The organism is Capnocytophaga cynodegmi, from assembly GCF_002302475.1.
In the GTDB taxonomy this organism is placed as follows: Bacteria; Bacteroidota; Bacteroidia; order Flavobacteriales; family Flavobacteriaceae; genus Capnocytophaga; species Capnocytophaga cynodegmi.
On record NZ_CP022378.1, the window covers coordinates 1,083,808 to 1,108,543 of the forward strand.

A 24,736-nucleotide genomic window follows, 5' to 3' on the forward strand; every position below is an offset into this window, starting at 1 on the left:
TTGTCAAATTACTTAACAACTCTTAATATCCAAATACTTATATCTGAAAACTCACGTCGTTTTAGCATTTGACTCATTATCAAACCTGCATCTTCTTTTGAATCATACGGCTGATTGAAGTACACGTAGGTCATACCATTTTGAGGGTGCAGAAAAGCACTTGCTGTAAGCCCCATTGCTCTCACTTCTTTCAAACGTTGATACGCTCCTTTTGGATTTCTGAACACTCCCACAACAACATAGTAACCATCAGCAATTTTTCCTCCAGCAATTTTATGTTCTTGCACGTTAATTCGTTCTTGTAATGACTTCACAGGGTCTTTAGGTTGTTCTACTATTGGTTTAGCCTCCTCTTTTGGCTTTTCGGCTACGGCTTCTTTTGAAACCTCTGGCTTAACCTCTTCTATTGCTTTCTTTCTATCCAAATCAGCTTCCTTAGCTTTTCTGGCTTCTTCTAATTTTCTGACTTTCTCGTGTCTTTTTCCTCCATACTGATACACCAAACTAACTTCATATGTTCCACCAAGATTGCTGACGTAAGAACCTATTCCTTGCTCATATCCAAAACCAGCGCTAAAATGAGAGGTGACATTAAATCCTAACCCTCCAAATACTCCATATTTTTGGTCATAACCTCCATAAACCCATCCTATCAAAGGCATATCCAGTGTTATGTTACCTCCAAATTGAAAATTTTCAGAACTTCTTCTGGCTCTGGCCATTACCGAAAAAGTAGCTTCTTCCAATATACCAGAACCACTCATCATTGTATTTCGATACATTAAATGCCCAACAAAAGATTTTGCATTAAACGGAACTGCCATCTCACCAGCTGAAATGGCATAATCTATCAAATTTTCAGCTACAACTCCAAAATGCATTCTTCCGAAGTTGATATCAAAACCTGGTTGAACATTAAAAATCCCTGTATTTGATACATTTTCAAAAATTGGGTCACCAGGGTTATTTATTATAACATCTCCTTTGGAAATACCTGTCATTCCGAACATTGCATTGATACCCAATCGAAGATAATTTTCATCAGAAATTTCAATTTGATGTATGTAATTTCCTAAAACTCCATAATTTGTGAACACTCCTGCTTTTTTCTGAAAAATCATTCCGTGAAACATCTCTTGGTCAGACCATTTCCTTCCGTAAGTTGCCATATAGGTTTTAAAATTATTTTTAAAATTCATCCACTGATTCCTATGGTACAACGAAACGTGCGATTCCCTCTCTCCAAAAATCGGAAACGCAGGATTCATCAAAAAAGAATTAAATTTCACAGCTGAGTGACCAGGCATTTCATAAGGTAAATAGTGGTATCCCCCTTTCTGAGCCACCGCAAATTGCAGAAAAAAAGTAAAAATGATTAATATGATAGTACTTCTTTTTGTCATAATTCCACCTTTATTATCTAAATAAAGTAATAAGTTATTTGTGTTCATTATTTAATTACGGTAATAACTCCTTGTTTTTCAACTTTCCCGTTTACTTCAATTACATACATATACAGAACTGCCCTTTTCCCCATATCCTTAGAGGTATTGGTATTCGGCCACCTATTGTCGTAATTTGTTCCATCGAAAGCCACTTTCCCTTCTTGAGAATATATCCTTACCCTCACATAACTTTTATTTAGATACTCATTTGGAATCTCCCAAAAATCATTAAATCCATCTCCATTCGGTGTTACAACATTCGGTATTTCATTAATTTCATACAAATCTTTTATTTCAAATGAAACTACCACTGGCTCACAAGTACCTCCAATTGTAGTTGTTAGAGTATAAACTCCAACTTCTGTGATTACAACTTTATCACCAAAGGTTTGCTTATCAGGGGTACTCCAATAATATTGATAATCGCTACTACTATTCAAAACACCTATCTCAAGTCCTTTTGTTGCAGAAAAAGAAGACTTATCAGGAACCTCCATATTATTGTCAAGTCGAACAATTTTTATGTTTTCAGCCTTGAAGTAATTTACTGAAACTGTCGCTGACTTTTTGGTACAAACTCCATTTGATATTTCTATGTAGTAATTTCCTGCTTCTGTGGCGTCATAATTGGCTTCTACAGCTCCTTCAATTTTGCTTCCCTCTTTATACCATTGATAAGAATACGCAGCTGAAGAAACCGAAGAAGATAAAGTTGTTTTTCCTCCAGGACATATTATAGGTGTATTGTTAGGACTTTCAGACTGAATAACTACATCAGGAACGGAAGCAAAAGAAACTCTTAACTTATTAGATTCCGTAATTGAAGACTTATAGGTAGCTTGTATTGAATATTCTCCTATTGACCCATCATTCATTACCAATAAATTTTTGTAATCGGTTTGTCCCGAGATTGGTGTTCCATCTTTTAACCATTGATAAGTGAAGTCACCAAAGTCAGCACTATTGAAAGGTAATGGGTCTTCTCCTACCAAAATACCCTCCAATTTCTGTAATTCCAATGCAGTTTCGGTAGCTGTGCCATCGCAATTCGCTGACTGATTCTGCGTTTTAAATCCTATGGTTGGTTTCAAACTTTTTACCTCTATGTAATATTGTGTAGGAGTTACACGTTTCTCATTGGCACAAGTTGTTCCACCATTAACCAGTTCAGCATAATAACTTCCTGGTTGTGTAATGGTTAAAGAAAGTCCGTTCTCTCCAGATATTTCTTGTCCATTTCGGAACCATTTTATTGTAGGATTTGTCATCGTGTGAGAAATAGTCAGAGTGTAAGATTTTCCCTCAACATAAATTTCCTTAGGTCTCATTTCTCTTGACCAACCCGCTGTAACATCATCTTTAATTGCCACTATGGAATTGGAAACTGCAGGGCATCCAACTTCGCCTTGTTTCATTATAGAAACGTGATATGTTCCAGTTTGTGAAATTTCATATTCGTATTTGCCTACTTCCTTAAGTACTTCTACACCATCTTTATACCAAGTATAGGTAGCTGAAGCATCGGCAGGGTCAGCAGTTAATTTTACGGAACCAGTACAAAATTCGATACTTCTGCGTCCTTCATTTAGTTTAACCGCACTTGCATCAATAAGTTGAATAGATAATTCATTAGAACGAGGAATTGAGTTATAGCCTGCGGCAGAAACCTGTAGTGAATACACGCCATTTTTCGAAGTACTATCTAAAAATATTTCATTACTAGCCGCACCATCAACTGCTTCTGAACCTTTATACCATTGGTAACTAAATACATTGTACGTTGAAGGTTCCATAACCACCTCTCCTGAGCTTGTTACAGCTACAATTTTTTCAATCGCTAGTGAGGTTTTATCATACAAACAAGCCTGATAAGAAGCTGATTTGTATTTAATTTCCACTTTAAAACTTGTTGGACTTTTTAATATTACTTTTTCAGAAACTACTGAACCGGCACAAGTCCCTCCTTGTGTTACCTTAACTTGATATTCCCCTGGTTGAGAGGCTATATAATTCTGCGAAGTGGCACCCGAAATCTCCGCCCCATTTAAAAGCCACTGGAACGAAGGGCTTTCAGCTGTAGTTTCTGCTTTAAGTTGTTTTGTGGCCCCTGGCAACATCAAATCACCATCTGTTACGGTTGCTGAAACTTTAAAATCTTCTTTAAGTTTTATTTCAATAACATTAGTGCGTTCCTCACAATCCTGTCCTGGAACTGCTACACCTAAATAATACCTACCCGCAACGTCTCCTGTTGTTGGTATCGTATAACTATCAAGTCCTACTCCTTCTGCCACCACTACATCATTACGATACCATTTATAAGTGTAGGAATTGTTTTTGCTACTTGCATTAAGTGTAACTGATTGCCCTTTGCAAATATTCACATCTGACGGAGTTGAAGAAATAGTCATTCCCATATTACCAGCCACTGTTACTTCCACATTATTAGAGCGAGAATTGGAAGACCCTGAACAGAAATTACCATAATCAACAGTGACGTGATATGTACCCGCTTCTGAAACAGTATAAGAAGGGCCTGTAACACCAGGTATCAAGGTATTATTTTTGTACCATTTGTATGCTTTTTCAGTTTTTTTATCTACTGATATTTCCTTAGAATGCCCAGGACAAAGTGCTAACTTTGATTCGTCATTATTAAGCTTCAAACGTGTAGTAACGTTCAGGTAGTATGCCGAGAAAGCATTACTGACCAATGAACTTGAAGGAGCAGTACTGCTAACTCTAATTTTATAGCCGTTGCCGTGTACTGTAGTAGGTAATTGTATGTTTGTAGAAAGTTCAAAGAGTGTATTCTGCCCTGTAATTGTTTTTAAAATTGTGGGATTGGAAAAATCGCCATTAGCATCAGACAACTCAATAATATATTGATTATTTGCAGGAGGAAGCGGAGGAGCCCACTTAAAGGACAAACTGAAATTATTATACGTTGATGAAACACAAGCGTCACTGAAATTCAAAGAAATAGACTCTACCCTACCTGATTGAGAATATAAAAAATTTGTAGATAAAAATATAAATAAAACTAAAATACTATGAAAAAAACGAGTCTTCATTATGCAAAATCTTTACTAAACAATTCCAAATGCACCCCTTTTTATGAAGCACATTTAACAAGACAAAAGTACAAAATTTAATCGAATCCAAAACCTAACATCCCCCATAGACTCTTAAAATCACAAGTTTTAACTTACTTTCTTCTATTTACAAAAAACACATCACACTAAACAAAATAAAAATAAAAACAAAACAATGTTGTAAAAAAGAATAAAAATAGATTTTTATTCCAAATTTACAGAATACATAAGAAAAAATTTCTTTGTGTAATTTTTAAACATTATAATCTAAAGATATTGTTAATTATGAATTTTTTAAGATTTTGGAAATAAATTTTCGCAAAGTTTTCAACATTTATTGTTGATAACTTCAGCCAAAAATAAACACTTCTTTTAAGTGTTCTGTTTAGTAGCAATCCATTCGGATTTGCCCTCTATTCTGAAAGTAACTCAATGTCTTCCCTAAATATTCCTTACAGATTTTTTCAAGAATAATAATTACTCCTCTTTGCATTGCCACAGAACCACAAATCATCACAACACCATTGTTATCAAGTAAACTAGCAAAGAATAAAGCTTTTTCCTGTACAATATCTTGCACATAGCATTTATTTTCGGAACGAGAGAGAGCCAAATGCAAATCTGATATTTTCCCCTCAAGCATATTTTTCGTAACAACCTCATTATAAATAGCAAACGAATCTCTGCTTTTCCCGCCCCAAATAAGCGTTGTAGGAACTTGTTTTTTATTGTTTTCGATCATTCCTAAAAAAGGAGCTATTCCCGTTCCTGTGGCAATGCAAACCACCTGATTTACGTTTTTAGGAAAATGAAATTTTTTATTTATCTCTAATCCTGCTTTCAAAAAATCTCCTGATTTTAAATTATTTAATAGGTTCGATACAATTCCTTTTTCGTGACGTTTTACACTTAATAGTATTTCACTTTTGATTGTTTTACCAATGGAATATAACCGTTCACGACTATCAATATCGGACGTTATGGCAAGTAAATCCCCCGATTCAAACTTCAGTTTTTCAATAGGTTTTAAAACTATCAAAAACGTTTCATCATACTGAATATCTGTTTTTTGAATTACTTCAAAACTACATTGTTTTCGCTTCTTGCTAACAATCGCATTAGCAGATAATTGAAGCTCAATTGCTTGTTTTTCAGACCACATATTTGCCCACTGAGAAAATGACTCAAACGACTGGTTATTAATTGTATGAATGTCAGTCAGAGGATTTCCCTTTGAGGAATTTCGTAACAATTCATCAACTTCATAAGCATACTTACAAAAATCTGGATAAGCTAACGAACCAAACCCTACAACAGAGTACCAGAAAGGCTTCTGAACTTCATTTTCCTGCCATAATTTTTTGAACTTTGTAGCATTAAAAGGCTCATTCCCTTGTCCATAGGTTGAAGTCATCACAATCAAATATTCCATTTTTTCATACAAAGAAAAAGCATTCATCTCCGCCAGAAAACTTTTCTTCCCTAATCTAATCAATTCATTATGAAGCATATTGGCAAAATGAAAAGTACTTCCACCCTCTGAGCCTACAAGAATTATATGAGTACATTCTTCCTTCTTGAATGGATTTTTAACAACTGATTTTCTGCGTTTTAGCGTAATTTTAAATCCCGAATAAATAAAAAATAATATACCAACACAAGACAAAAACAGCACCAAAGCCCAAACTAAAGTACCACGCCCAGTATGTAAAATTAAGCTATAATGGGAAATAATTTTTGTTGGAAGAGAATCCGATTGAAAAAGCACTTCTCCCGTAAATTGATTGATTGCCAGACTTCTGTCTACCATTTCTACTCGATAAAATTCCTCAACATCTTCAAAAAGAGGAAATTCTACTTTCCGTACTTTCGATAACGGAACTTCGAAAGCGGCAAAATTTGAAAGTTCTTTTTTGGGATTTTCAGAGAGTGTATTGGCGTCTACTTCTCCTGAAAATTCTTTTGTAGGTAAGAGCGAAAATCCTTCCAGAGAGAGATATAATCCTGTGAAAGTTATAATAAAAACAGGAACTAGAACCCATCTGCCAAAAATTGTATGATAATAAGGAAAAAAGTTCTCTTTCACAATATTATGAAAAAAATGTTTCCAATTCTTTTGCTTTCTGATAATCAAAAATATACCAGAAATGGCAATCAGCATAAGCAAAAAAGAAGCAACAGCCATAATAATACGTCCTGCTTTTCCCATAAAAAGTGAGCGATGTAGCGTCTGTGAAAAAGTAAAAATATCTGCTCTTTTAAACGTTTCTCCAACTTTTTCAGCAGTTTTAGGGTTAATATAGAATACTGAGTTATTCCCATCATTATCAATCACTTCTGCCTGTACAAAATCATTTTCATCTATTTTTAAAGTGAGAATTTCAGGATATTTTTCTTTTAAAGAAATGATGGTTTCCTTTAAGGTAATCCCATCAAAATCAACACTTTTTAGAGACTTTGAGTAGTTTACAATAGGCTCAAAAGCTAAAATCATTCCTGTTACAGAAGCAATTAGGATAAAAACAGAACCCAATAAAGCTAAGGTTAAATGAGCATAACGCCAAACAGACAAGGTCATTTTTTTCGATACTTTTAAAAATTTATTTTTATTTGATTTAATTAGAAATTATAAATAGAAACATATAAAAATCAATATTCTCAACGATTTAATCATCAAAAATATTGATTATCAATCTTTAATTTTTATATTTATAAGTCCAAATTATATTGTTTAATCTTTCGATAGAGTGTTCTTTCTGAAATTCCCAACTCCTTTGCTGCTTCTTTTCGTTTCCCACCATTTCTCTCTAAAGCCTTAATTATCAACTCCAATTCTTTATCCTGTAAAGAAAGAGGTTCTTCAGCTATATCTTCTTCATAATCATACAGTTCCTCTTTATCCGAAGTATCCCTCAAAGGTTGGACTCGTTCTACTGGAATGATTGAAACCACAGGCGTAGCTTCTGCTGAATGCGAACCTTCTCCATATATTCTGTGTATCAATCCTTTATTATCCTCTTTAACTTTTTGTGAACTATCGTGTTGTAGTAACTCTAAAGTCAATTTTTTCAAGTCATTTAGGTCATTTTTCATATCAAACAACACTTTGTATAGTATTTCACGTTCGTTGCTAAACTCACTTTCACTTCGGGGTGCATTTACTATGGTTGGCAGATTTGTACTCTCATTAGGCAAATATTCTCTCAAAATAGCAGCTGAAATTTCCCTTTTCCTTTCCAAAACTGAAACTCTCTCTACAATATTTAGTAATTCACGTATATTTCCGCTCCATCGATAGCTTAAAAGCAGGTTTACCGCATCATCAGTCAGCTTAATTGGAGGCATTTTATACTTTTCGGCAGCATCAGAAGCAAATTTTCGAAACAACAGATGAATATCCTCTTTTCGTTCACGAAGCGGAGGCAAATAAATCTCAACCGTACTCAAACGATAGTATAAATCTTCACGAAATTTTCCTTTTTTGATAGCTTCAAACAAATTCACATTGGTTGCTGCCACAATACGTACATTAGTTTTTTGCACAACCGATGAACCTACTTTGATAAATTCACCATTTTCGAGTACACGAAGCAACCTAACTTGCGTAGTTAGAGGAAGTTCTCCAACTTCATCTAAAAAAATAGTTCCTCCGTCGGCTTCTTCAAAATACCCGCTACGAGTGGAAGTCGCTCCTGTAAAGGCTCCTTTTTCGTGACCAAACAACTCAGAATCAATTGTTCCCTCAGGTATAGCTCCACAATTCACAGCAATATATTTTCCGTGTTTTCGCAAAGACAGAGAATGTATTATCTTCGGGATAGCCTCCTTTCCTACGCCACTTTCTCCCGTAACCAATACCGAAATATCCGTCGGAGCAACCTGTATAGCTTTTTCAATAGCACGATTGAGTTTAGGAGTGTTCCCAATAATGCTAAATCGTTGTTTTATAGTCTGTATATTTTCCATTATCGCTTTTTCAATGTTGCAAATGTAAGACTTATTTCTTAAAAATTTAAATGATTGTGCTTACAAGAAAATCCAATTTTCAGAAAGAAATCAACTCATTTTTTCAGAAATATTTTTTAAAACAATTCAATATAACAAAGTAAATAATTGATAAACAAATAATTAAACTACAACAGACAATTTAACCACACAAATTATGATAAATATCATATTTCTGAGAGCTAAAAAACTATAAATTAGCCACTTCAAATTCACTATTTTAATATGATTACTCAAAACATTGCACTTTACGACCACACAGCAGGAAGTATCATCATTGGGTTTTTTGGACTTGTTTGTATTGGATTTATTGTGATGACTGTACTATTCTTCCGAAGTGGAAAGAAGAAAAAATAGGTTGCCAAAAGCTCAAAATAACAAAATTTGAGCTTTTATTCTACCCAAATAACTCCTGAATAGCATCTTCTATTTTAGCAACTTTCACAATTTTAATTGCTGTATTTTTCAAGGCTATTTTATTATATTTGGACACAAAAATAGTTTCAAATCCTAATTTTTCAGCCTCTGTGATGCGTTGTTCCACTCGTTGCACGGGGCGGATTTCTCCTCCTAATCCCACTTCACCTGCAAAACAAACATTTTTCTCAATCGCAATATCTTCATTAGAAGAAAGAATCGCCATTGCAACTCCCAAATCGGTTGCAGGGTCATCAATGGTAATTCCGCCAGTAATGTTCAAAAATACGTCCTTTGCCCCCAGTCGGAAACCAGCTCTTTTTTCCAATACTGCAAGTAACATATTGAGTCTCTTAGCATTAAAACCTGTTGCGCTTCGCTGTGGCGTTCCATAAACAGCTGTACTTACAAGTGATTGAATTTCAATCATCAATGGACGCATTCCTTCCAAAGTAGCAGCGATGGCAGTTCCGCTAATATTTTCATCTGTTTTTGAAATTAGAATTTCAGAAGGATTATTAACTTCACGCAAACCGCTACTCATCATTTCATAAATCCCTAATTCCGAGGTGGAACCAAATCTGTTTTTCAATGAACGTAAAATACGATATACGTGATTTCGGTCGCCCTCAAACTGAAGAACAGTATCCACCATATGCTCCAAAATCTTCGGACCTGCAATCTGCCCATCTTTTGTAATATGCCCAATAAGAATAACTGGTGTGTTAGTGGTTTTTGCAAATTTTATGAGCTCAGATGTGCATTCTCTGATTTGCGAAATGCTCCCAGCAGAGGCTTCAATATAATCCGTTTGCAACGTTTGAATAGAATCTATAATTACAACTTCGGGCTGTAATTCCTTGATTTGATGAAAGATATTTTGTGTTTTTGTTTCTGTAAGTATAAAGCAATTATCCAATTTGTGCGGAATTCTGTCAGCTCTCATTTTTATTTGTTTTTCACTTTCTTCTCCCGACACATAAAGCGTTTTGTAAGGCAAATTAAGTGCAATTTGTAACAAAAGCGTACTTTTCCCAATACCTGGTTCCCCACCAAGTAATGTCACAGAACCTGGAACAATTCCTCCTCCCAGAACATTATTCAACTCGTTATTATTACTATTCAATCGAGTTTCTTGTTGTGTACTTATCTGAGAAACAGACACATATTTAGTTGCTTTTTTTGTTTTAGAAGTTTCAACTTGCCAAACTTTTTTCTCTTCTTTCTGAACTACTTCTTCAACAATAGTGTTCCATTCCTTACACGCATAGCACTGCCCTTGCCATTTACTATATTGTGTTCCACAATTCTGGCAAAAGTATGTTGTTTTAACCTTCATAATATATTGTTAATCAGGATAAAATTCAATTATTTCCCTCTTAAGTTTGTTATCCGTTCGTTGATAAGGTCTGATTTGATGAAGTCGATACTAGGTTCTCCGTAAGCTCTTTGATATGCTCTGGTTGCCTTTTTGTAATCTTCAATTTTTTCATAATATTCTCCTAAGAAAAAATTTGGCATCGATGTATCACTATACCCGTTAGCTTTCACAAAATCAGATAAATCGGACAATGACAACCAATCTTCCCTCTTATGAATAGCGTCGTAAATGGCGAAAATATCATTAAGCGATGGCTTTTTTCTCACTCCCAATTCGTTATAAATTCTTGTATACTTTTCTCCTAAATACTGAAAAATATTTTCTTGCAGAGGCTGTATTTTTTCCTTGAACTCTTTTGCTGTGATTGGCTTGTAAATATCAAAAAGCAAATCAAAACCTCTTGCAATTCCCATCAAATCAGCAGATTCTGGTGAAGTAGCAACAAACTTTTCGTAATTGTAATTTATATTTTTGTTGAAAGCTTTTTTGAGCCGAACATCCAAATCTTCAATCTCCTTCAGCGTTTCATCACTTTCCATATCAGTAGTTGCTATATAACAGAATTTGTGATGCCTTGCTTTAGTAAATTGCTCAGGAAGAGATTCTTTTATATATGATTGAACTTTAGGATTTAGGGCTATCAAAGCATTGAATAAAGGCTTATCACTTAAAAGATAATGACTTGCAAAATAGGCCGCTTCTTCTGAAGCTATGATTCCCCTCAAGGTATTGATTGGATACTTTCCTTTTATGTAAGGCACTAATTCTGTTCCAATGAACTCAAAAAACTGAGCTGTTTCATTCATTGGATGACCAACCTCACTAGCAATAGAAATATCTGTATTTGTGTTAAATACGCCGACAATTATGCTTTTGGGCATAGATTGGAGATACTCATAGTAACGTGCAGCGGCAATTGTGGGCTCCATTAGTGCAGCTGCGTCAAGCACAACAAAGAGTGGATAAGCTTCTTTATCTGAATATCCTTCAGGAAGATAAATGGCTATCTTTCGTTTGTCATTGAGCCTACTTGAGCTAAATTCTTCTGAAATAATTTGTCCGAATGCATTTTGCAAACATACAAATGCGATGAGTAAAAATAGTCTTTTCATAGAACATTATTTTTAAGTTAATAATTATTTGATTTATCAATTTAAGTGACGAATACTTTCAAAAACGTCTGACACTTCCCTGTGTGTTAATATTTTATCTTTAAAATAGTTAGTAATGTATTTTTTTTGAGCTTCATTAGCTCCTAACTGGTTCAAAATATTCATCAGATGCATCTTCATATGCCCTTTTTGAATTCCAAGTGTAATTAGTGAACTTACTGCAGCAAAATTCTGAGCCAATCCCACCGTAGCAGCAATTTGCATCAATTCCTTAGCCGAAGGTTTTTCCAAAATTTGTAAAGCTGTTTTTACAAGTGGATGCAAGTTCGTCAGACCACCAACAGTTCCGAGAGCCAAAGGCACCTCTATTTCAAAATGAAAAATATCGTCTTTAACATAAGCCTTAGTCAAACTTTGATATTTTCCACTTCGCGAAGCATAGGCGTGAATACCTGCTTCCACTGCACGAAAATCATTTCCTGTGGCTAAAATTACAGAATCTATGCCATTCATAATGCCTTTATTATGGGTCGTTGCCCGACGCACCTCAGCATTTGCAATTGCAATAGCTCTGACAAATTTTTCTGCGAATTCCCTTCCTCCCAAATTTGCAATAGCCAAACGTTCTGTTGGACAAGAAACTGCAACCCGAACCAAGCATTCTGGAACATAATTTGACAAAATTGACATTACAATCTCATATTTTTTATCAATTTCGGGGAAATTTACAGCTTCTGTACGAAAAGTCTGTGAAAAAGATTCCAAACACGAATTGATAAAATTCGCTCCCATTGCATCTAACGTCTCAAAAGTAACAAAAAGCTGATAGTAATTAGCAAGTTCAGAGGTTTTATCCACCAAACGTATGTCCGTTATGCCTCCACCTCGCTTTTGCATATTGGCTGTAATAACTTGTGCATCAGACAACATTTTAGGCTTAACTTTCGCGAAAAAGCTTTCTAAATCTGCTTTCTCTCCATAAAACATAAAATGTACTTGTCCGTTTTTTTCAGTAGAAATTACCTCTGCTTTAAATCCCCCGCGAGATTCCCAAAATTTAGCAGCCCGACTGGCAGCAGCCACCACGGAACTTTCCTCAATAACCATCGGGATAGTGTAGGTCTTTCCATTTATAACGAAATTAGGTGCTATTGCAAAGGGCAAATAGTAATTAGAAATCGCGTTTTCTATGAATTCATCGTGCAATTTCTGTAGATTTTCATCTGCATTCTGATATTTTTGAAAGTACGAATATGCCTGTTCATCACCAGAAAAATAGGTTTCACATAGCCAATCAATCTTCTGTTGTTTCGTTAATTTTGAAAATCCTTCTATTTTTTTCATTTCTGCAATATTCGCTGTTTTCTACATTTAAAAAGTTAAAACTTTATCCCAAAACATCTTGCAAATATACAATAGAAAAACAAATAAATGTTTAATTATCACGAAAAAGATATCCCAAACTGATTTTTCACACATTTCCTACTTTTTATTTTTTTCATATATTTGCCACCATAGTTTAGATTGAATTACCGATGAAAAAATCACTTCTGTTAATTGGTTTACTTATTCTTACAGCTTGTGGAAATAAAAAAGAAAAGGAAATTGCTCAAATACCTATGCAGGTTGAAATAGTGCGTTTTGATTCTCTTTTCTTTACAACTTCTTCAGAAAAAATTTCAGAACTAAGAAAAATGTATCCTTTCTTTTTTACTTCAAACATAAGTGATAATGAATGGATTGAAATTCAGAAAGATAGCCTGAGACAAGCACTCTACAAGGAAGTTCAAAAGAATGTAGGTAATTTATCAAAAGAAAAAAAGGAAATTAAAGGCTTATTTCAGCACTTAAAATATTATTTTCCTAATTTTCAAGCACCTAAAGTTATCACACTTACTTCCGAAGTGGACTATCAATCTCGAGTAATTTATGCAGATAGTTTATTGCTCATCGGAATTGACAATTATTTGGGTGAAAATCATCATTTTTACGAAAACATCCAGAAATATATCCGTTTTGAGCTTCAGAAAGAAAACATTGTTATTGATATCGCCGAATCGTTTGCGGATAAGTTAGTCCCTCGTCGTCAATACCTTACATTTTTAGATAACATAATTTATGAAGGAAAGAAATTATATCTCACAGAAATTCTTCTTCCTAAAAAATCGGAGTCAGAAATTCTAAAATACGACAAAACAAAATGGAAATGGACTGTAGAAAATGAATCACAAATATGGAGATATTTTATTGATAATGAACTTCTTTATCAAACAGATAAAAAGTTATTGAACAGATTCATATATCCTGCTCCTTTCTCAAAATTTTATTTGGAATTGGATAACGAATCACCTGGAGGTGTAGGACGTTTTATCGGATTACAAATTGTGAAATCGTTTATGGAGAAGAATGAGCAAATATCTATTATTGAGATGCTTACAATGAAACCCGAAGAATTATTCAAACAATCTTTTTATAAACCTAAAAAATAATGCAAAAGACATCAAACATTCAATTAACTGTTGCGTTGGACGAAAATAAAGTTCCCGAAAAATTGTTTTGGAACGCTGAAGATGGCGGAATTTATAATGAAGAAACCAAAGCTATTTTTCTATCTGTTTGGGATTCAAAAAACAAAGAAGCCTTACGTATTGACCTGTGGACCAAAGAAATGCCTGTTGATGAAATGAAAATGTTTTTCTACCAAACACTTTCGGCAATGGCTGATACCTTCCACAGAGCTACCAACGATGAAAAAATGCGTGACACAATGCGTGACTTCTGCGAGTATTTTGCTGAAAAAATGGAGTTAAAATAAAAAAACAGGTATGAAATTCATACCTGTTTTTTTTGTATCAGTCTTATCCTATGGATTTTGAGCCCCAAGATTAGGATTTGCTTCAACCTCAACTTTTGGAATTTGATATACCCATCTAGGATCACCTGCAGGTACCACTATTTGAGTTCTGTGATTATTTCCATCAGGAGATTTTCTATCAACACCTAATTTCCAACGCTTTAAATCAAAGAAAGATGTACCCTCTCCCCAAAGTTCAATTCTTCTTTGCAAACGAACTTCTTCTCTTAAGGCTTCTTGTGTAGTGAATTTAGTATCATCATAAGTAGCATCACGATTATCCATCAAAGCTTTCAAAGCTGTTCTTGCTTCTACTAGTCTATTCTGTTCTACATAAGCCTCAACCATAAGTAAGTAAGGATCTTCTTTTCTTAAGAAACAATAATCTCCTGTGAAATCTCCTGGCGTAACAAATTTAATATTCGCATACTTAGGAAGATTTTTATACTTATCGGCTATGGCTGGGAAAAGATCTTTATTGATAAATATTTTCTTTCTGACATCAGTATTTGCAATCTTATCATAAAGATCACTATAAATATTTTTATAGATACCCAAACCACCTGCATAACCATCGACAGTATTGTCCAGATGAGAATAAAGAGACGCATACAAAGTTGTTGTAGTTCCTGAAATATCAAATCCCCACAACCAAGAAGGCGTTCCTATATCCCATTTTCCTGACTCAACATCTCCTGAGGAAGTGAAAGGAGCTGCATCTGAAGCTATTTTTGCATATTTTTCAACATTTGCCCAATCTTCCATTGCAGCATATGTTTTTGCCAAATAAGCTGCAGCAACTGCTTTATCCACGTCTTTCTTATCGTCTGTTACTACGTTATTTTCAACAGAAAAAGTTAAATCTTCAATGATTTGATCATATACCTTTTGCACAGGAACTCGAGGCATATTTTCATCTGTTGTTAACAAAACTAAAGGCACACCAGGAGCATTTTCATTTCCTTTGTAAGTTTGCTGATACAAATTAATTAGATGATAGTATGCAATTCCTCTAATCCCTCTTGCTTCAGCTCGTTTTTGTTTAAGAAGTTCTGTTGATGGCTCTCCTTCAAAATAATCTTGCATAATGATGTTTACAGCTGAAATTTGTCGGTAGAAAAAACGCCACATCGTTCTAACCCTACGATAATCAGCTAATCTATTTCCAAAATTATAGTCAAAGCCAAACCAATGATGCACTTGCTGCACCATATCCTGACCCGTTAAGTCTGTAGCCAAGTGGAATGCTTTTAAACCAAAGTGATCGTGTCCTGTATCTGGAGTTACTGACTTGACAGAATTGTTATAAATACCATTCAAACTACCCTGAACTAAAAGAGCTACTGCATCAGGAGATTCAGCTTTAAGTTCCTCTTTACGTTCCTGTGTTAAGTATCTATCAACTTCGGGGTCTAAAAAATCACCCGAACAAGAAATCCCTACTAGTGCTACAACTGGGAATACAATTTTATTAATATATCGTTTCATTTCTTTTACGTTTTTATAGTGTTAGTAATAAACCAGCAGATACTGTTCTAATTGGGCTATATGTAGCATCATTATTGAAACCAGCAATGCTTTGTCTTGGGTCAAGTCCTTTTCTCTTACTCCAAAGAGCAACATTGTCTGCTGCCATATAAACTCTCAACTTCTTAATTTTTAAATCTTCAAGCACAGAAGGAGAAAAATTGTATCCAACGTTTATGTTTCTCAATGCAATGTATGAAGCATCTGTTAAAAATCTTGATGAAGACTGATTTATATCTTGATTTTCAGCCTCTAACCTTGGCGTGTCTGTATTTCTGTTAGTTGGCGTCCAACGATTGAGAATATCTCTATGCCAGTTATCTCCATAATTTCCTATATGCATCAATCCGCTGTACTCAGAATCTAAAATTTTCCCTCCTAATTTGTATGAGAAATTAACTCCTAAATCAAATCCGTACACGTTAAGTGTAGTTCCAAAACCACCTTGTAGGTCAGGAATAGCACTTCCTACTTTTTGTTTACTATGGGTTGATTCATAATCCTTCGATGGTTTTAACTCATAGCCACCTTTTCCGTCTGCTATCCAATACTGTGCATCTCCATTTTCTGGATTAACACCTCCCCACTTCACCATATAGAAGTCGTAGATACCTCCTCCTTCAAAAATCTTTTGATGAGTATTTCTAGTAATTCCTTCTTTTGCAAATTTTTCAGGAAGGCTTAACACTTTATTTTTATAGTGCAATCCATTAACATTCAATGTCCAAACTACGTTCTTGGTTTTTATAGGTGTTCCAACAACAGAAAACTCGATACCTTTATTTTCCATATTACCAATGTTCCAAGGCTCTGTTGAAAATCCTGTAGTTTCAGGAACTGGAAGGTTGAATAATAAATTGTTTGTCTTTTTTCTGAAATAATCAAAATCGAAACTTAATCTGTTTTGAAATAAGCTTACCTCAATACCTGCATTCAAATTTGCGTTTTCTTCCCAAGTAACTTCTCTTCTACCTTTGTAAGAAGCTGATAATCCAGGATTATTACCATCGGAAGTAATTGTATATAATGTAAGGTAAGGTGTCCAAGAACGACTTGCAGAATTAGGTAACAACAAGTGATCGTTACCTTGTACACCATAACTAACTTTCAATTTTAAAGCGTCTAACCACGATACATCTTTTAAGAATTTTTCTTGATCAACTCTCCAAGAAAATCCTGCAGACCAGAAAGTTCCCCAACGATTTTCAGGAGCAAAAACCGACGAACCATCACGCCTTAAACTTCCTGAAAGGAAATACTTCTCACCATAACTTAAGTTTAGCTGTCCAAAATATCCGTCAACAGCGTGTTTGTGATTGTACGAATAAAGCTCTGTTATCTTCGCAGCGTTATTCCATTCAGTATTTGATGGATCAACATAGTTTGATTTTTCACCCGCAACTCTATTTAGTATTCTGCTATAAGATTCGTGTCCGAGTAAAATATCTGCTTTATAATTACCAAATGTTTTGTTATACTTAAGTAATTGTGTAAGTGTAATAGTTCGAGAATTCACTCTTTGTTTTTCTCCTATACCATTGTACGTTTTTCCAGCTCCACCAATAGGTGTTTTGAAGTAGTTATACTCATAGAAGTTTCCATAAAAGTTTCCTGTTGCTGTGAATATCAAATTCTTAGCCAAAGAAACATCAAAGCCTAAAGTTTGATTCAAATAATAATTTATATCAGAATCTATATCCTTATCCTGAGTTGCTACAGGGTTTGTACTACCTCCGTATGCACGTCCTAAATTAACACCATTTCTTATCTCTCCAAAATCGTAAACACGTTCTCCTTTATTATACACCAGATTACCATCTGCATCGTGTACGTAAACAGGATATATAGGTGCAATATTTCTTGTCCACCCAAAAGGATTGCTGTAAGCCCCTCCTTCAGTTCCTTTTTTAGCTTCTGTAAAAGAAATCATCGTACTAGCGTTCACATTCAGCCAAGGAAGAAGCTCTCCATTGTAAGAAAAACGTGTTGAATATCTTTCAAACGAAGAGTTTAAGCTATATCCCTCGTCGCCTAAATAGCCCAATGAGAAATAAAATGTTCCTTTTTCTCCTCCTCGAGTTACTGTCAAGTTGTGTTCTTTACGTGTTTGTGTGTTGAATAAAGCTTTTGTCCAGTTATTAAAATTAGCCGCATCACTATATTTAATACTTGCGTTCGGATTGATTTTTCCAGTTACAGGATCAACTATTTGGTCATTTGCTACATTGTAGATATTATAACCTAAACTTTGATACAACCCTCCTTCATCAGCACTACTTGCCAAAGCTCTTGCCTCTGCGTCTGTCTTTCCGTCAGTATAAATAGCCTTATTATAGATTGACTCCCAAATAGTTTCATAATATTCTGAAGGAGAAGTCATAACATCGTATTCTGGCACACCACGAGAGTTAAATCCAACTTTTGAATCTAAAGTTACAGATAATGCTCCTTTTTTACCTTTTTTAGTAGTGATGATGACTACCCCGTTAGCACCTCTAGCACCATACAAAGCAGAAGAAGAAGCATCTTTCAAAACACTAAGAGACTCTATATCATTATTATTAATAGAAGACAACTCTCCTGAATATGGCACACCATCTAAAACTATTAGAGGATCATTGGAAGCATTGATAGAACCAATTCCACGAATTCTGATTTTAGATTCTTTTCCTGGTTGCCCTGACTCCGTAGAGATTGTAACCCCAGCAACTGCTCCCTCCAACGCTTTAGCCACATCGGTTGTTTGTTGCTGAGAGATTTTTTCTGCCGAAACTAAAGCTACTGAACCAGTCAACGATTTCTTATCTGCAGTTCCATAAGCCACCACTACAACTTCTTCAAGTTCTTCAGTTTCCAAGTGCATAACGACATCAAATTTGCTCGTTGAAGCAGAAACTAATCTATCCACTGATTTTAAACCTATTCCTATAAAATGAAGTATATCCCCCACCTTAGCCTTAATTTTATAGTTCCCGTCAAAATCTGTAGCAACACCTTTTGTAGTACCCTTAATTGTAACCGTGATACCTGGTAAAGGCTCTCCTTGTTCATCTTTCACTACCCCAGTTATCGTTTTTTCTTGTGCGAGGGCAATTTGTAGTGCCAAGAAAAAGAACGATACTGTCCAAATTAATTTTTCTTTCATCTTTTATCCCTTTTTGAATTAGTCTGGCAAATATTAGGATTATTTTTAGAAATTACAAACTTTACATCATATTATCTCATAAAAAAATCCAATATTTAAAAAAATTCATATTTTAACATTTTAATAAAACAAAAATTGTTTTTTTAATTAATTTATCTCCATAAAAATAATTTTAAATTACATCAAAAATACATTTCACATTTCACAATAATATTTTCGACAGATAAAAATAAGCGTTTAGAGTACCATTTGACATTATAAATACATATAAATCAACTACTAAAATAAAATAAAAACTAAAATCAGAAAAAAATGAAAAAAATTACTATTTAACATTTTTTAACTATTTAAATTTCATTTTTATGGAATAAAGATACACTTACAATAACAAAAAACCACTCTTCCGAGTGGTTCAAATTTAGGATATTCAGATAGTACATAACTACGGTATTGGTGGTAAAAAAACTTTAACAGTTGTCTTATGAAATAAAGACAATAATTTCTTGTACCCAGAGATAAAAATATTTATTATCTTCATTAAACATTTTCCATAGACAAAAGAAAATGCACACAAAAGTAAATAATCATATCAATAAAATTTTTTTAAAATAAATAGCATTGATTTTCAAAACATTAATTTTAAACAAAGAAAAAAAAACATTTTTTTTATCAAAAAAATTTGCAGATTTACAAAAATGTATTACCTTTGCAACCGCAATGATGAAACGAAATGCTCATAAGCAAATATTGGTCTGGTAGTTCAGTTGGTTAGAATACATGCCTGTCACGCATGGGGTCGCGGGTTCGAGTCCCGTCCAGACCGCAATAAGATTTAGTTGTGTTGTTTTGTGTAAATACTTTTACACGGGTTTATAGTAAACCAATGGAAGGCTTTCCTTTTAAGGAAGGCTTTTTTTATATTTTGCCTTTTGTAAACTGATTATTAGTTGGAAAAACCTTCGAATACCTACTCCACATAATCTAAATATCAACAGATCTAAAAGTTATCTTTTTCAACTGACACTATCATATATGTACATTTGTTGTACAAATTTTAATTGCCAATCATCTGAAATATAGCATATATCTCACTAATTAGATTATATAGCATTTCCAAAAACTTTGTGTGATTTATAAAAAGGAAACTCGGTTGTATGAAATCCCCTGAAAAAATTGAATTGCGAAAAATTATCCATATAGATATGGACGCTTTTTATGCTTCGGTTGAACAATTGGATTTCCCAGAACTTCGAGGTAAACCGATTGCTGTTGGGGGCGAACGAGAACGAGGAGTTGTGGCAGCGGCGAGTTATGAAGCTCGAAAATTTGGGGTAAGAAGTGCTATCAGTGGTACACAGGCAAAGCAGTTATGCCCCGATTTGATTTTTGTTCGCCCACGATTTGAACGATACAGAGAGATTTCAATGCAAATTCGCTCCATTTTCTATGGATATACCGATTTGGTGGAACCTTTGTCATTAGACGAGGCTTATCTGGACGTGACTCAAAATAAGAAAAATAATCCGTCTGCAACCTTAATTGCTCAAGAAATTCGTCAGCGTATTTTTGAAGTCACAGGACTTACCTCTTCTGCTGGAATTTCTGTCAATAAATTTATTGCAAAAATAGCCAGTGATTTTAATAAACCCAACGGACAAAAAACAGTCACTTACAATGAAATACAAAACTTTCTTGATACGCTTGACATCAAAAAATTTTATGGAATAGGAAAAGTTACTGCAGAAAAAATGTATCTCAAAGGTATTTTTACAGGCAAAGACTTGAGAGAGAAATCACTTGAATTCTTAGAAATGCATTTTGGGAACAATGGGCATTATTTCTATGAATTAGCTCGTGGTATCCATCGAAGTGAAGTAAAACCTTACCGAATTCCAAAATCGTTAGGAACGGAACACACATATTCAAAAAACATCACCAGTGAAGTTTATGTAGAAGAAAAGTTAGTAGCGATTGCTGAAGAACTTAGCCAACGTATGCAACGAAAAAAATTGACAGGAAAAACAATCACTCTAAAGATAAAATATAGTGACTTTTCAGTGAATACTCGTAGCAAAACGCTTAATCAATATATTGATAACAAAGAAGATATATTAATCTGTGTAAAAGAACTACTTTACCAACAACCATTAGAGAATTCAATACGTTTGTTAGGTATTTCATTATCTAATTTTGATAATAAGAAGGAAAAAGAAATTGATAAAGATAAGCCTAAATTCATTCAACTGGAATTGCAATTCCCTGACAATTATCCTCTTGTTTAACTTTTTAAAGAAAACAGAATGAAATAAAATACATTAGATGCTTCTATCTCATTCTGTTTAGTTTTATTGCTCTTGTGAGAACTAATTCAGACGCCCATCGGCAATGATTTTTTCGAGAGCTTGAATTGTTGTATCCAAATCCTCATATGTTAGGGCATCATTTAGGAAGTAACTTTCAAACGCACTTGGGGGTAAGTAAATACCTTCTGCCAACATTCCGTGAAAGTATTTTTTGAATCGTTCCAAATTTCCTTTGGCAGAAGATTCAAAATCAACCACAGGATTTTCATTAAAATGCAATGAAATCATTGAACCAAAGCGATTTATCTGATAAGGGATATCTGTTTTGGAAAGAACTTTATCAAATCCTTCGTGCAGATAAGCCGTTTTTTTAGCAAGGCTTTCAAATACTTGCGGATTGTTATTAAGTTCCGTAAGCATCGCCAACCCAGCACTCATTGCAAGAGGATTTCCGCTTAACGTTCCTGCTTGATATACAGGACCTTCAGGAGCAAGAAAACGCATAATTTCATTACGAGCTGCAAAAGCCCCCACAGGAAGTCCGCCTCCTATTACTTTTCCAAAGGTAACGATATCTGCTTGGATATTAAGAACTTCTTGAGCTCCTCCTTTTGCTAATCTAAAACCAGTCATCACCTCGTCAAAAATCAGTAAAGTCCCGTTTTCTGTACAAAGTTTTCTTAAACCTTCCAAAAATCCTTTCTTAGGAGGGACGCACCCCATATTTCCCGCAATGGGCTCAATGATGACTCCTGCTATTTGGTCTTTATTGGCTTCAAAAAGAGCTTTAACAGACTCAATATCATTGTATCTTGCTAAAAGTGTGTCTTTTGCAGTTCCTTGTGTGACACCTGGACTATTTGGACTTCCGAAAGTAATTGCACCACTTCCTGCTTCAATAAGGAATGAGTCGGAATGTCCATGGTAACAACCAGCAAATTTGATAATTTTATCCCGATTTGTATAACCTCTTGCTAAGCGAATGGCACTCATACAAGCTTCTGTTCCACTATTTACGAAACGAATTTTATCAATATTAGGCACCATTGCTACAGCTAACTCTGCAATTTTGATTTCTATTTCAGTAGGAATTCCAAAAGAGGTTCCTTTTTTTGCACGTTCTGTAACTGCATCAATAACAGGTTGATATGCGTGACCTAAAATGAGTGGACCCCACGATGCGATGTAATCAATGAGTTTACGTCCGTCTTCATCAATTAGGTAAGCCCCTTGAGCTTCTCTGATGAAAATAGGTTCGCCTCCCACAGCGTTAAACGCCCGAACAGGCGAATTAACCCCTCCTGGTAACACTCTTTTGGCTTGAGCAAAAAGCTCACTACTTCTTTTGTATAACATAATTTTATATCGTTTTTTCAACGTCACAAAAGTAATGTTTTTAACATCGATATAAAATTATTTTTGAGATAAAATTTTTACTTGATGAAAACAAACACGGAAATCACAACAAAGATTTTCACTGATTTTACTAAAATCCCTAATAGATATAAAAAAAATAACATATTTCAGGCTATAAACTCAACAATCTTTTTAATATGCAAAATTTCTCTTTTAGCACCAACTTCTATTTCAAGAATGATTTTCTCTTCATCATTACTAAGAATATTCACTTTTGAGAGATGAGTTATACCTGTTTTCGAGTACGGATTGAAAAATATATCCGATTCTTTGACCAATATTTGTTGGCAATATGTCCAATTTACCTATCACAACTCATAATAAAAAAATTATTTTGTTATTTTTGCAAACGAAACAATTAAGCATACTATGCTCGAACAGATAAATCTAAATTACGAAAAAGTGGTGTTGGTGGGAATCATCAACCAAATGCAAGACGAAGAAAAATCAAAAGAATACTTAGATGAATTAGAATTTCTTACCTACACAGCGGGTGGAGAAGTTTTACAGCGGTTTACTCAAAAGTTAGATGTTCCAAATCCGAAAACCTTTATAGGAACAGGAAAAATGGAAGAGGTTCAGCAATTCGTGGAAGAAAACGGAGTTGGGACTGTTATTTTTGATGATGAACTTTCTCCTGCACAGCAAAAAAATATTGAACGTATCTTGAAAGCCAAAATTTTAGACCGAACGGGGCTTATTTTGGATATATTCGCACAACGGGCTCAAACCAGCTATTCCCGAACCCAAGTGGAATTAGCTCAATATCAATATCTTTTACCTCGATTAACGGGACTTTGGACACACCTTGAACGCCAACGCGGGGGGATTGGTATGCGTGGACCTGGAGAAACGGAAATTGAAACTGACCGCCGTATCGTACGTGACCGCATTGCACTTTTGAAGAAAAAATTAGCTACCATCGACCGCCAAATGGCTGTGCAACGAAGCAATCGTGGGGCGATGGTACGTGTGGCGCTTATCGGATACACCAACGTAGGAAAATCTACCCTAATGAACGTAATTAGCAAAAGCGAAGTCTTTGCCGAAAACAAACTTTTCGCTACACTCGATACCACAGTACGAAAGGTAGTTATCGGGAATCTTCCTTTTTTATTATCTGATACTGTTGGGTTTATCCGAAAATTACCCACTCAACTTATCGAATCATTTAAAAGTACGTTAGATGAAGTTCGTGAAGCGGATTTACTACTTCATATTGTAGATATTTCGCATCCAAATTTTGAGGAACACATTCACTCAGTAAATCAAATTCTTTCAGAAATAAAAAGTGCTGACAAACCTACAATTATGGTTTTCAACAAAATAGACGCTTACAAACATCAAACTATTGCAGAAGATGACCTCATCACCGAACCTACCTCCAAACATTTCACATTGGAGCAGTGGAAACAAACGTGGATGAACAAGGTAGGCAATGATGTGCTTTTTATTTCGGCATTAAATAAGGATAATCTGGAGGAATTTCGCGAAAAAGTGTATGCCAAAGTGCGAGAAATACACATCACACGTTTTCCGTACAACAACTTCTTGTATCCAGAATTTATCGAAGATGACACAGAAACAAATTAGTGTATCCGTATATGATTTTTCTATTTCATAAATTTAAAGAATTATTTTTCAACAAGTTAAATAGTTTAACATTGAAAAAAAAGGTATATTTTTTAATAAAAGTGGTATTTTAGGAAAAAGTTTATTACTTTTGCCCCCAGTATTTATAATTAAAAAAAGAAAATTATGTCAGACATTGCATCAAGAGTTAAAGCTATTATTGTTGATAAGTTAGGTGTTGATGAAAATGAAGTAGTTGCAGACGCAAGCTTCACAAACGACTTAGGAGCTGATTCATTAGACACAGTGGAATTGATTATGGAGTTCGAAAAAGAATTTGATATTCAAATCCCTGATGACCAAGCAGAAAATATTTCAACTGTTGGTCAAGCAATTAAATATATTGAGGAGGCTAAACAATAATTTTTAAAATTGTAAGCTATGAACAGTGAGCTGTAAGCCTT

At 34.5% G+C, this 24,736-nt stretch carries 16 protein-coding genes and 1 tRNA gene; 7 read left to right on the plus strand and 10 right to left on the minus strand.

The features are described 5' to 3' along the window. Nucleotides 1-8: 8 nt before the first annotated feature. The 4 genes from CGC48_RS04905 to CGC48_RS04920 all read right to left on the minus strand — a co-directional run bounded on the left by CGC48_RS04905 (nt 9) and on the right by CGC48_RS04920 (nt 8,506). Entirely contained in the window at nt 9-1,451 is a 1,443-nt protein-coding gene (locus tag CGC48_RS04905; RefSeq protein ID WP_098028686.1) for a PorP/SprF family type IX secretion system membrane protein, read from the minus strand. Then, nucleotides 1,451-4,423 (minus strand): T9SS type B sorting domain-containing protein, encoded by a 2,973-nt coding sequence (locus CGC48_RS04910; RefSeq protein ID WP_157909868.1) that lies wholly within the window; start codon nt 4,421-4,423, stop codon nt 1,451-1,453. Before CGC48_RS04910 ends, CGC48_RS04905 begins: the two co-directional genes overlap by 1 nt. A gap of 502 nt (nt 4,424-4,925) precedes the next feature. Next, a complete protein-coding gene (locus tag CGC48_RS04915; protein WP_098028688.1) occupies nt 4,926-7,118 on the minus strand; it encodes a PepSY domain-containing protein in 2,193 nt (730 codons plus the stop codon). 131 nt (nt 7,119-7,249) lie between these two features. Then, on the minus strand, nt 7,250-8,506 hold the full coding sequence (locus CGC48_RS04920) for a sigma-54 interaction domain-containing protein (RefSeq protein ID WP_041990649.1): 1,257 nt from the start codon (nt 8,504-8,506) through the stop codon (nt 7,250-7,252). A gap of 264 nt (nt 8,507-8,770) precedes the next feature. Between CGC48_RS04920 and CGC48_RS11910 the strand changes: the two genes are divergently transcribed. Continuing rightward, nucleotides 8,771-8,902: a hypothetical protein gene (locus tag CGC48_RS11910; RefSeq protein WP_255317897.1), complete on the plus strand. Its 132-nt coding sequence runs from the start codon at nt 8,771-8,773 to the stop codon at nt 8,900-8,902. Between the two features lie 40 nt (nt 8,903-8,942). Here the strand turns inward: CGC48_RS11910 and radA are convergent, their stop codons facing one another. The 3 genes from radA to CGC48_RS04935 are packed head-to-tail and all read right to left on the minus strand — an operon-like array spanning nt 8,943 to nt 12,799. Further along, nucleotides 8,943-10,304, minus strand: coding sequence for a DNA repair protein RadA (gene radA / locus CGC48_RS04925; protein ID WP_041996761.1), 1,362 nt, complete (start codon nt 10,302-10,304; stop codon nt 8,943-8,945). 26 nt (nt 10,305-10,330) lie between these two features. Next, nucleotides 10,331-11,455 carry an alpha/beta hydrolase gene (locus CGC48_RS04930; protein WP_098028689.1) on the minus strand — a complete coding sequence of 375 codons (1,125 nt, stop codon included), beginning with the start codon at nt 11,453-11,455 and terminating at the stop codon, nt 10,331-10,333. Nucleotides 11,456-11,491: 36 nt separating this feature from the next. Next, entirely contained in the window at nt 11,492-12,799 is a 1,308-nt protein-coding gene (locus CGC48_RS04935) for a hydroxymethylglutaryl-CoA reductase, degradative (RefSeq protein WP_098028690.1), read from the minus strand. A 191-nt stretch (nt 12,800-12,990) separates the two neighbouring features. Between CGC48_RS04935 and gldB the strand changes: the two genes are divergently transcribed. After that, entirely contained in the window at nt 12,991-13,944 is a 954-nt protein-coding gene (gene gldB, locus CGC48_RS04940; RefSeq protein WP_098028691.1) for a gliding motility lipoprotein GldB, read from the plus strand. Beyond that, a complete protein-coding gene (gene gldC / locus CGC48_RS04945) occupies nt 13,944-14,270 on the plus strand; it encodes a gliding motility protein GldC (protein ID WP_098028692.1) in 327 nt (108 codons plus the stop codon). Before gldB ends, gldC begins: the two co-directional genes overlap by 1 nt. A gap of 48 nt (nt 14,271-14,318) precedes the next feature. Here the strand turns inward: gldC and CGC48_RS04950 are convergent, their stop codons facing one another. Continuing rightward, entirely contained in the window at nt 14,319-15,797 is a 1,479-nt protein-coding gene (locus CGC48_RS04950) for a RagB/SusD family nutrient uptake outer membrane protein (protein WP_098028693.1), read from the minus strand. A 13-nt stretch (nt 15,798-15,810) separates the two neighbouring features. After that, on the minus strand, nt 15,811-18,981 hold the full coding sequence (locus CGC48_RS04955; RefSeq protein WP_098028694.1) for a SusC/RagA family TonB-linked outer membrane protein: 3,171 nt from the start codon (nt 18,979-18,981) through the stop codon (nt 15,811-15,813). A 749-nt stretch (nt 18,982-19,730) separates the two neighbouring features. Between CGC48_RS04955 and CGC48_RS04960 the strand changes: the two genes are divergently transcribed. Together CGC48_RS04960 and dinB are read left to right on the plus strand one after the other, a co-directional pair. Next, nucleotides 19,731-19,804 (plus strand) — tRNA-Asp (locus CGC48_RS04960). A gap of 331 nt (nt 19,805-20,135) precedes the next feature. Further along, a complete protein-coding gene (dinB, locus tag CGC48_RS04965; protein ID WP_098028695.1) occupies nt 20,136-21,263 on the plus strand; it encodes a DNA polymerase IV in 1,128 nt (375 codons plus the stop codon). 81 nt (nt 21,264-21,344) lie between these two features. On the opposite strand, the gene hemL is transcribed toward dinB, so the two are convergent. Next, nucleotides 21,345-22,640 carry a glutamate-1-semialdehyde 2,1-aminomutase gene (gene hemL, locus CGC48_RS04970; RefSeq protein WP_098028696.1) on the minus strand — a complete coding sequence of 432 codons (1,296 nt, stop codon included), beginning with the start codon at nt 22,638-22,640 and terminating at the stop codon, nt 21,345-21,347. Between the two features lie 429 nt (nt 22,641-23,069). Between hemL and hflX the strand changes: the two genes are divergently transcribed. Next, nucleotides 23,070-24,293 (plus strand): GTPase HflX, encoded by a 1,224-nt coding sequence (hflX, locus tag CGC48_RS04975; protein ID WP_098028697.1) that lies wholly within the window; start codon nt 23,070-23,072, stop codon nt 24,291-24,293. 165 nt (nt 24,294-24,458) lie between these two features. Beyond that, the gene (locus CGC48_RS04980) at nt 24,459-24,695 is read left to right on the plus strand and encodes an acyl carrier protein (RefSeq protein WP_018279821.1); all 237 of its coding nucleotides are present in this window, start codon (nt 24,459-24,461) and stop codon (nt 24,693-24,695) included. Nucleotides 24,696-24,736: the final 41 nt, after the last annotated feature.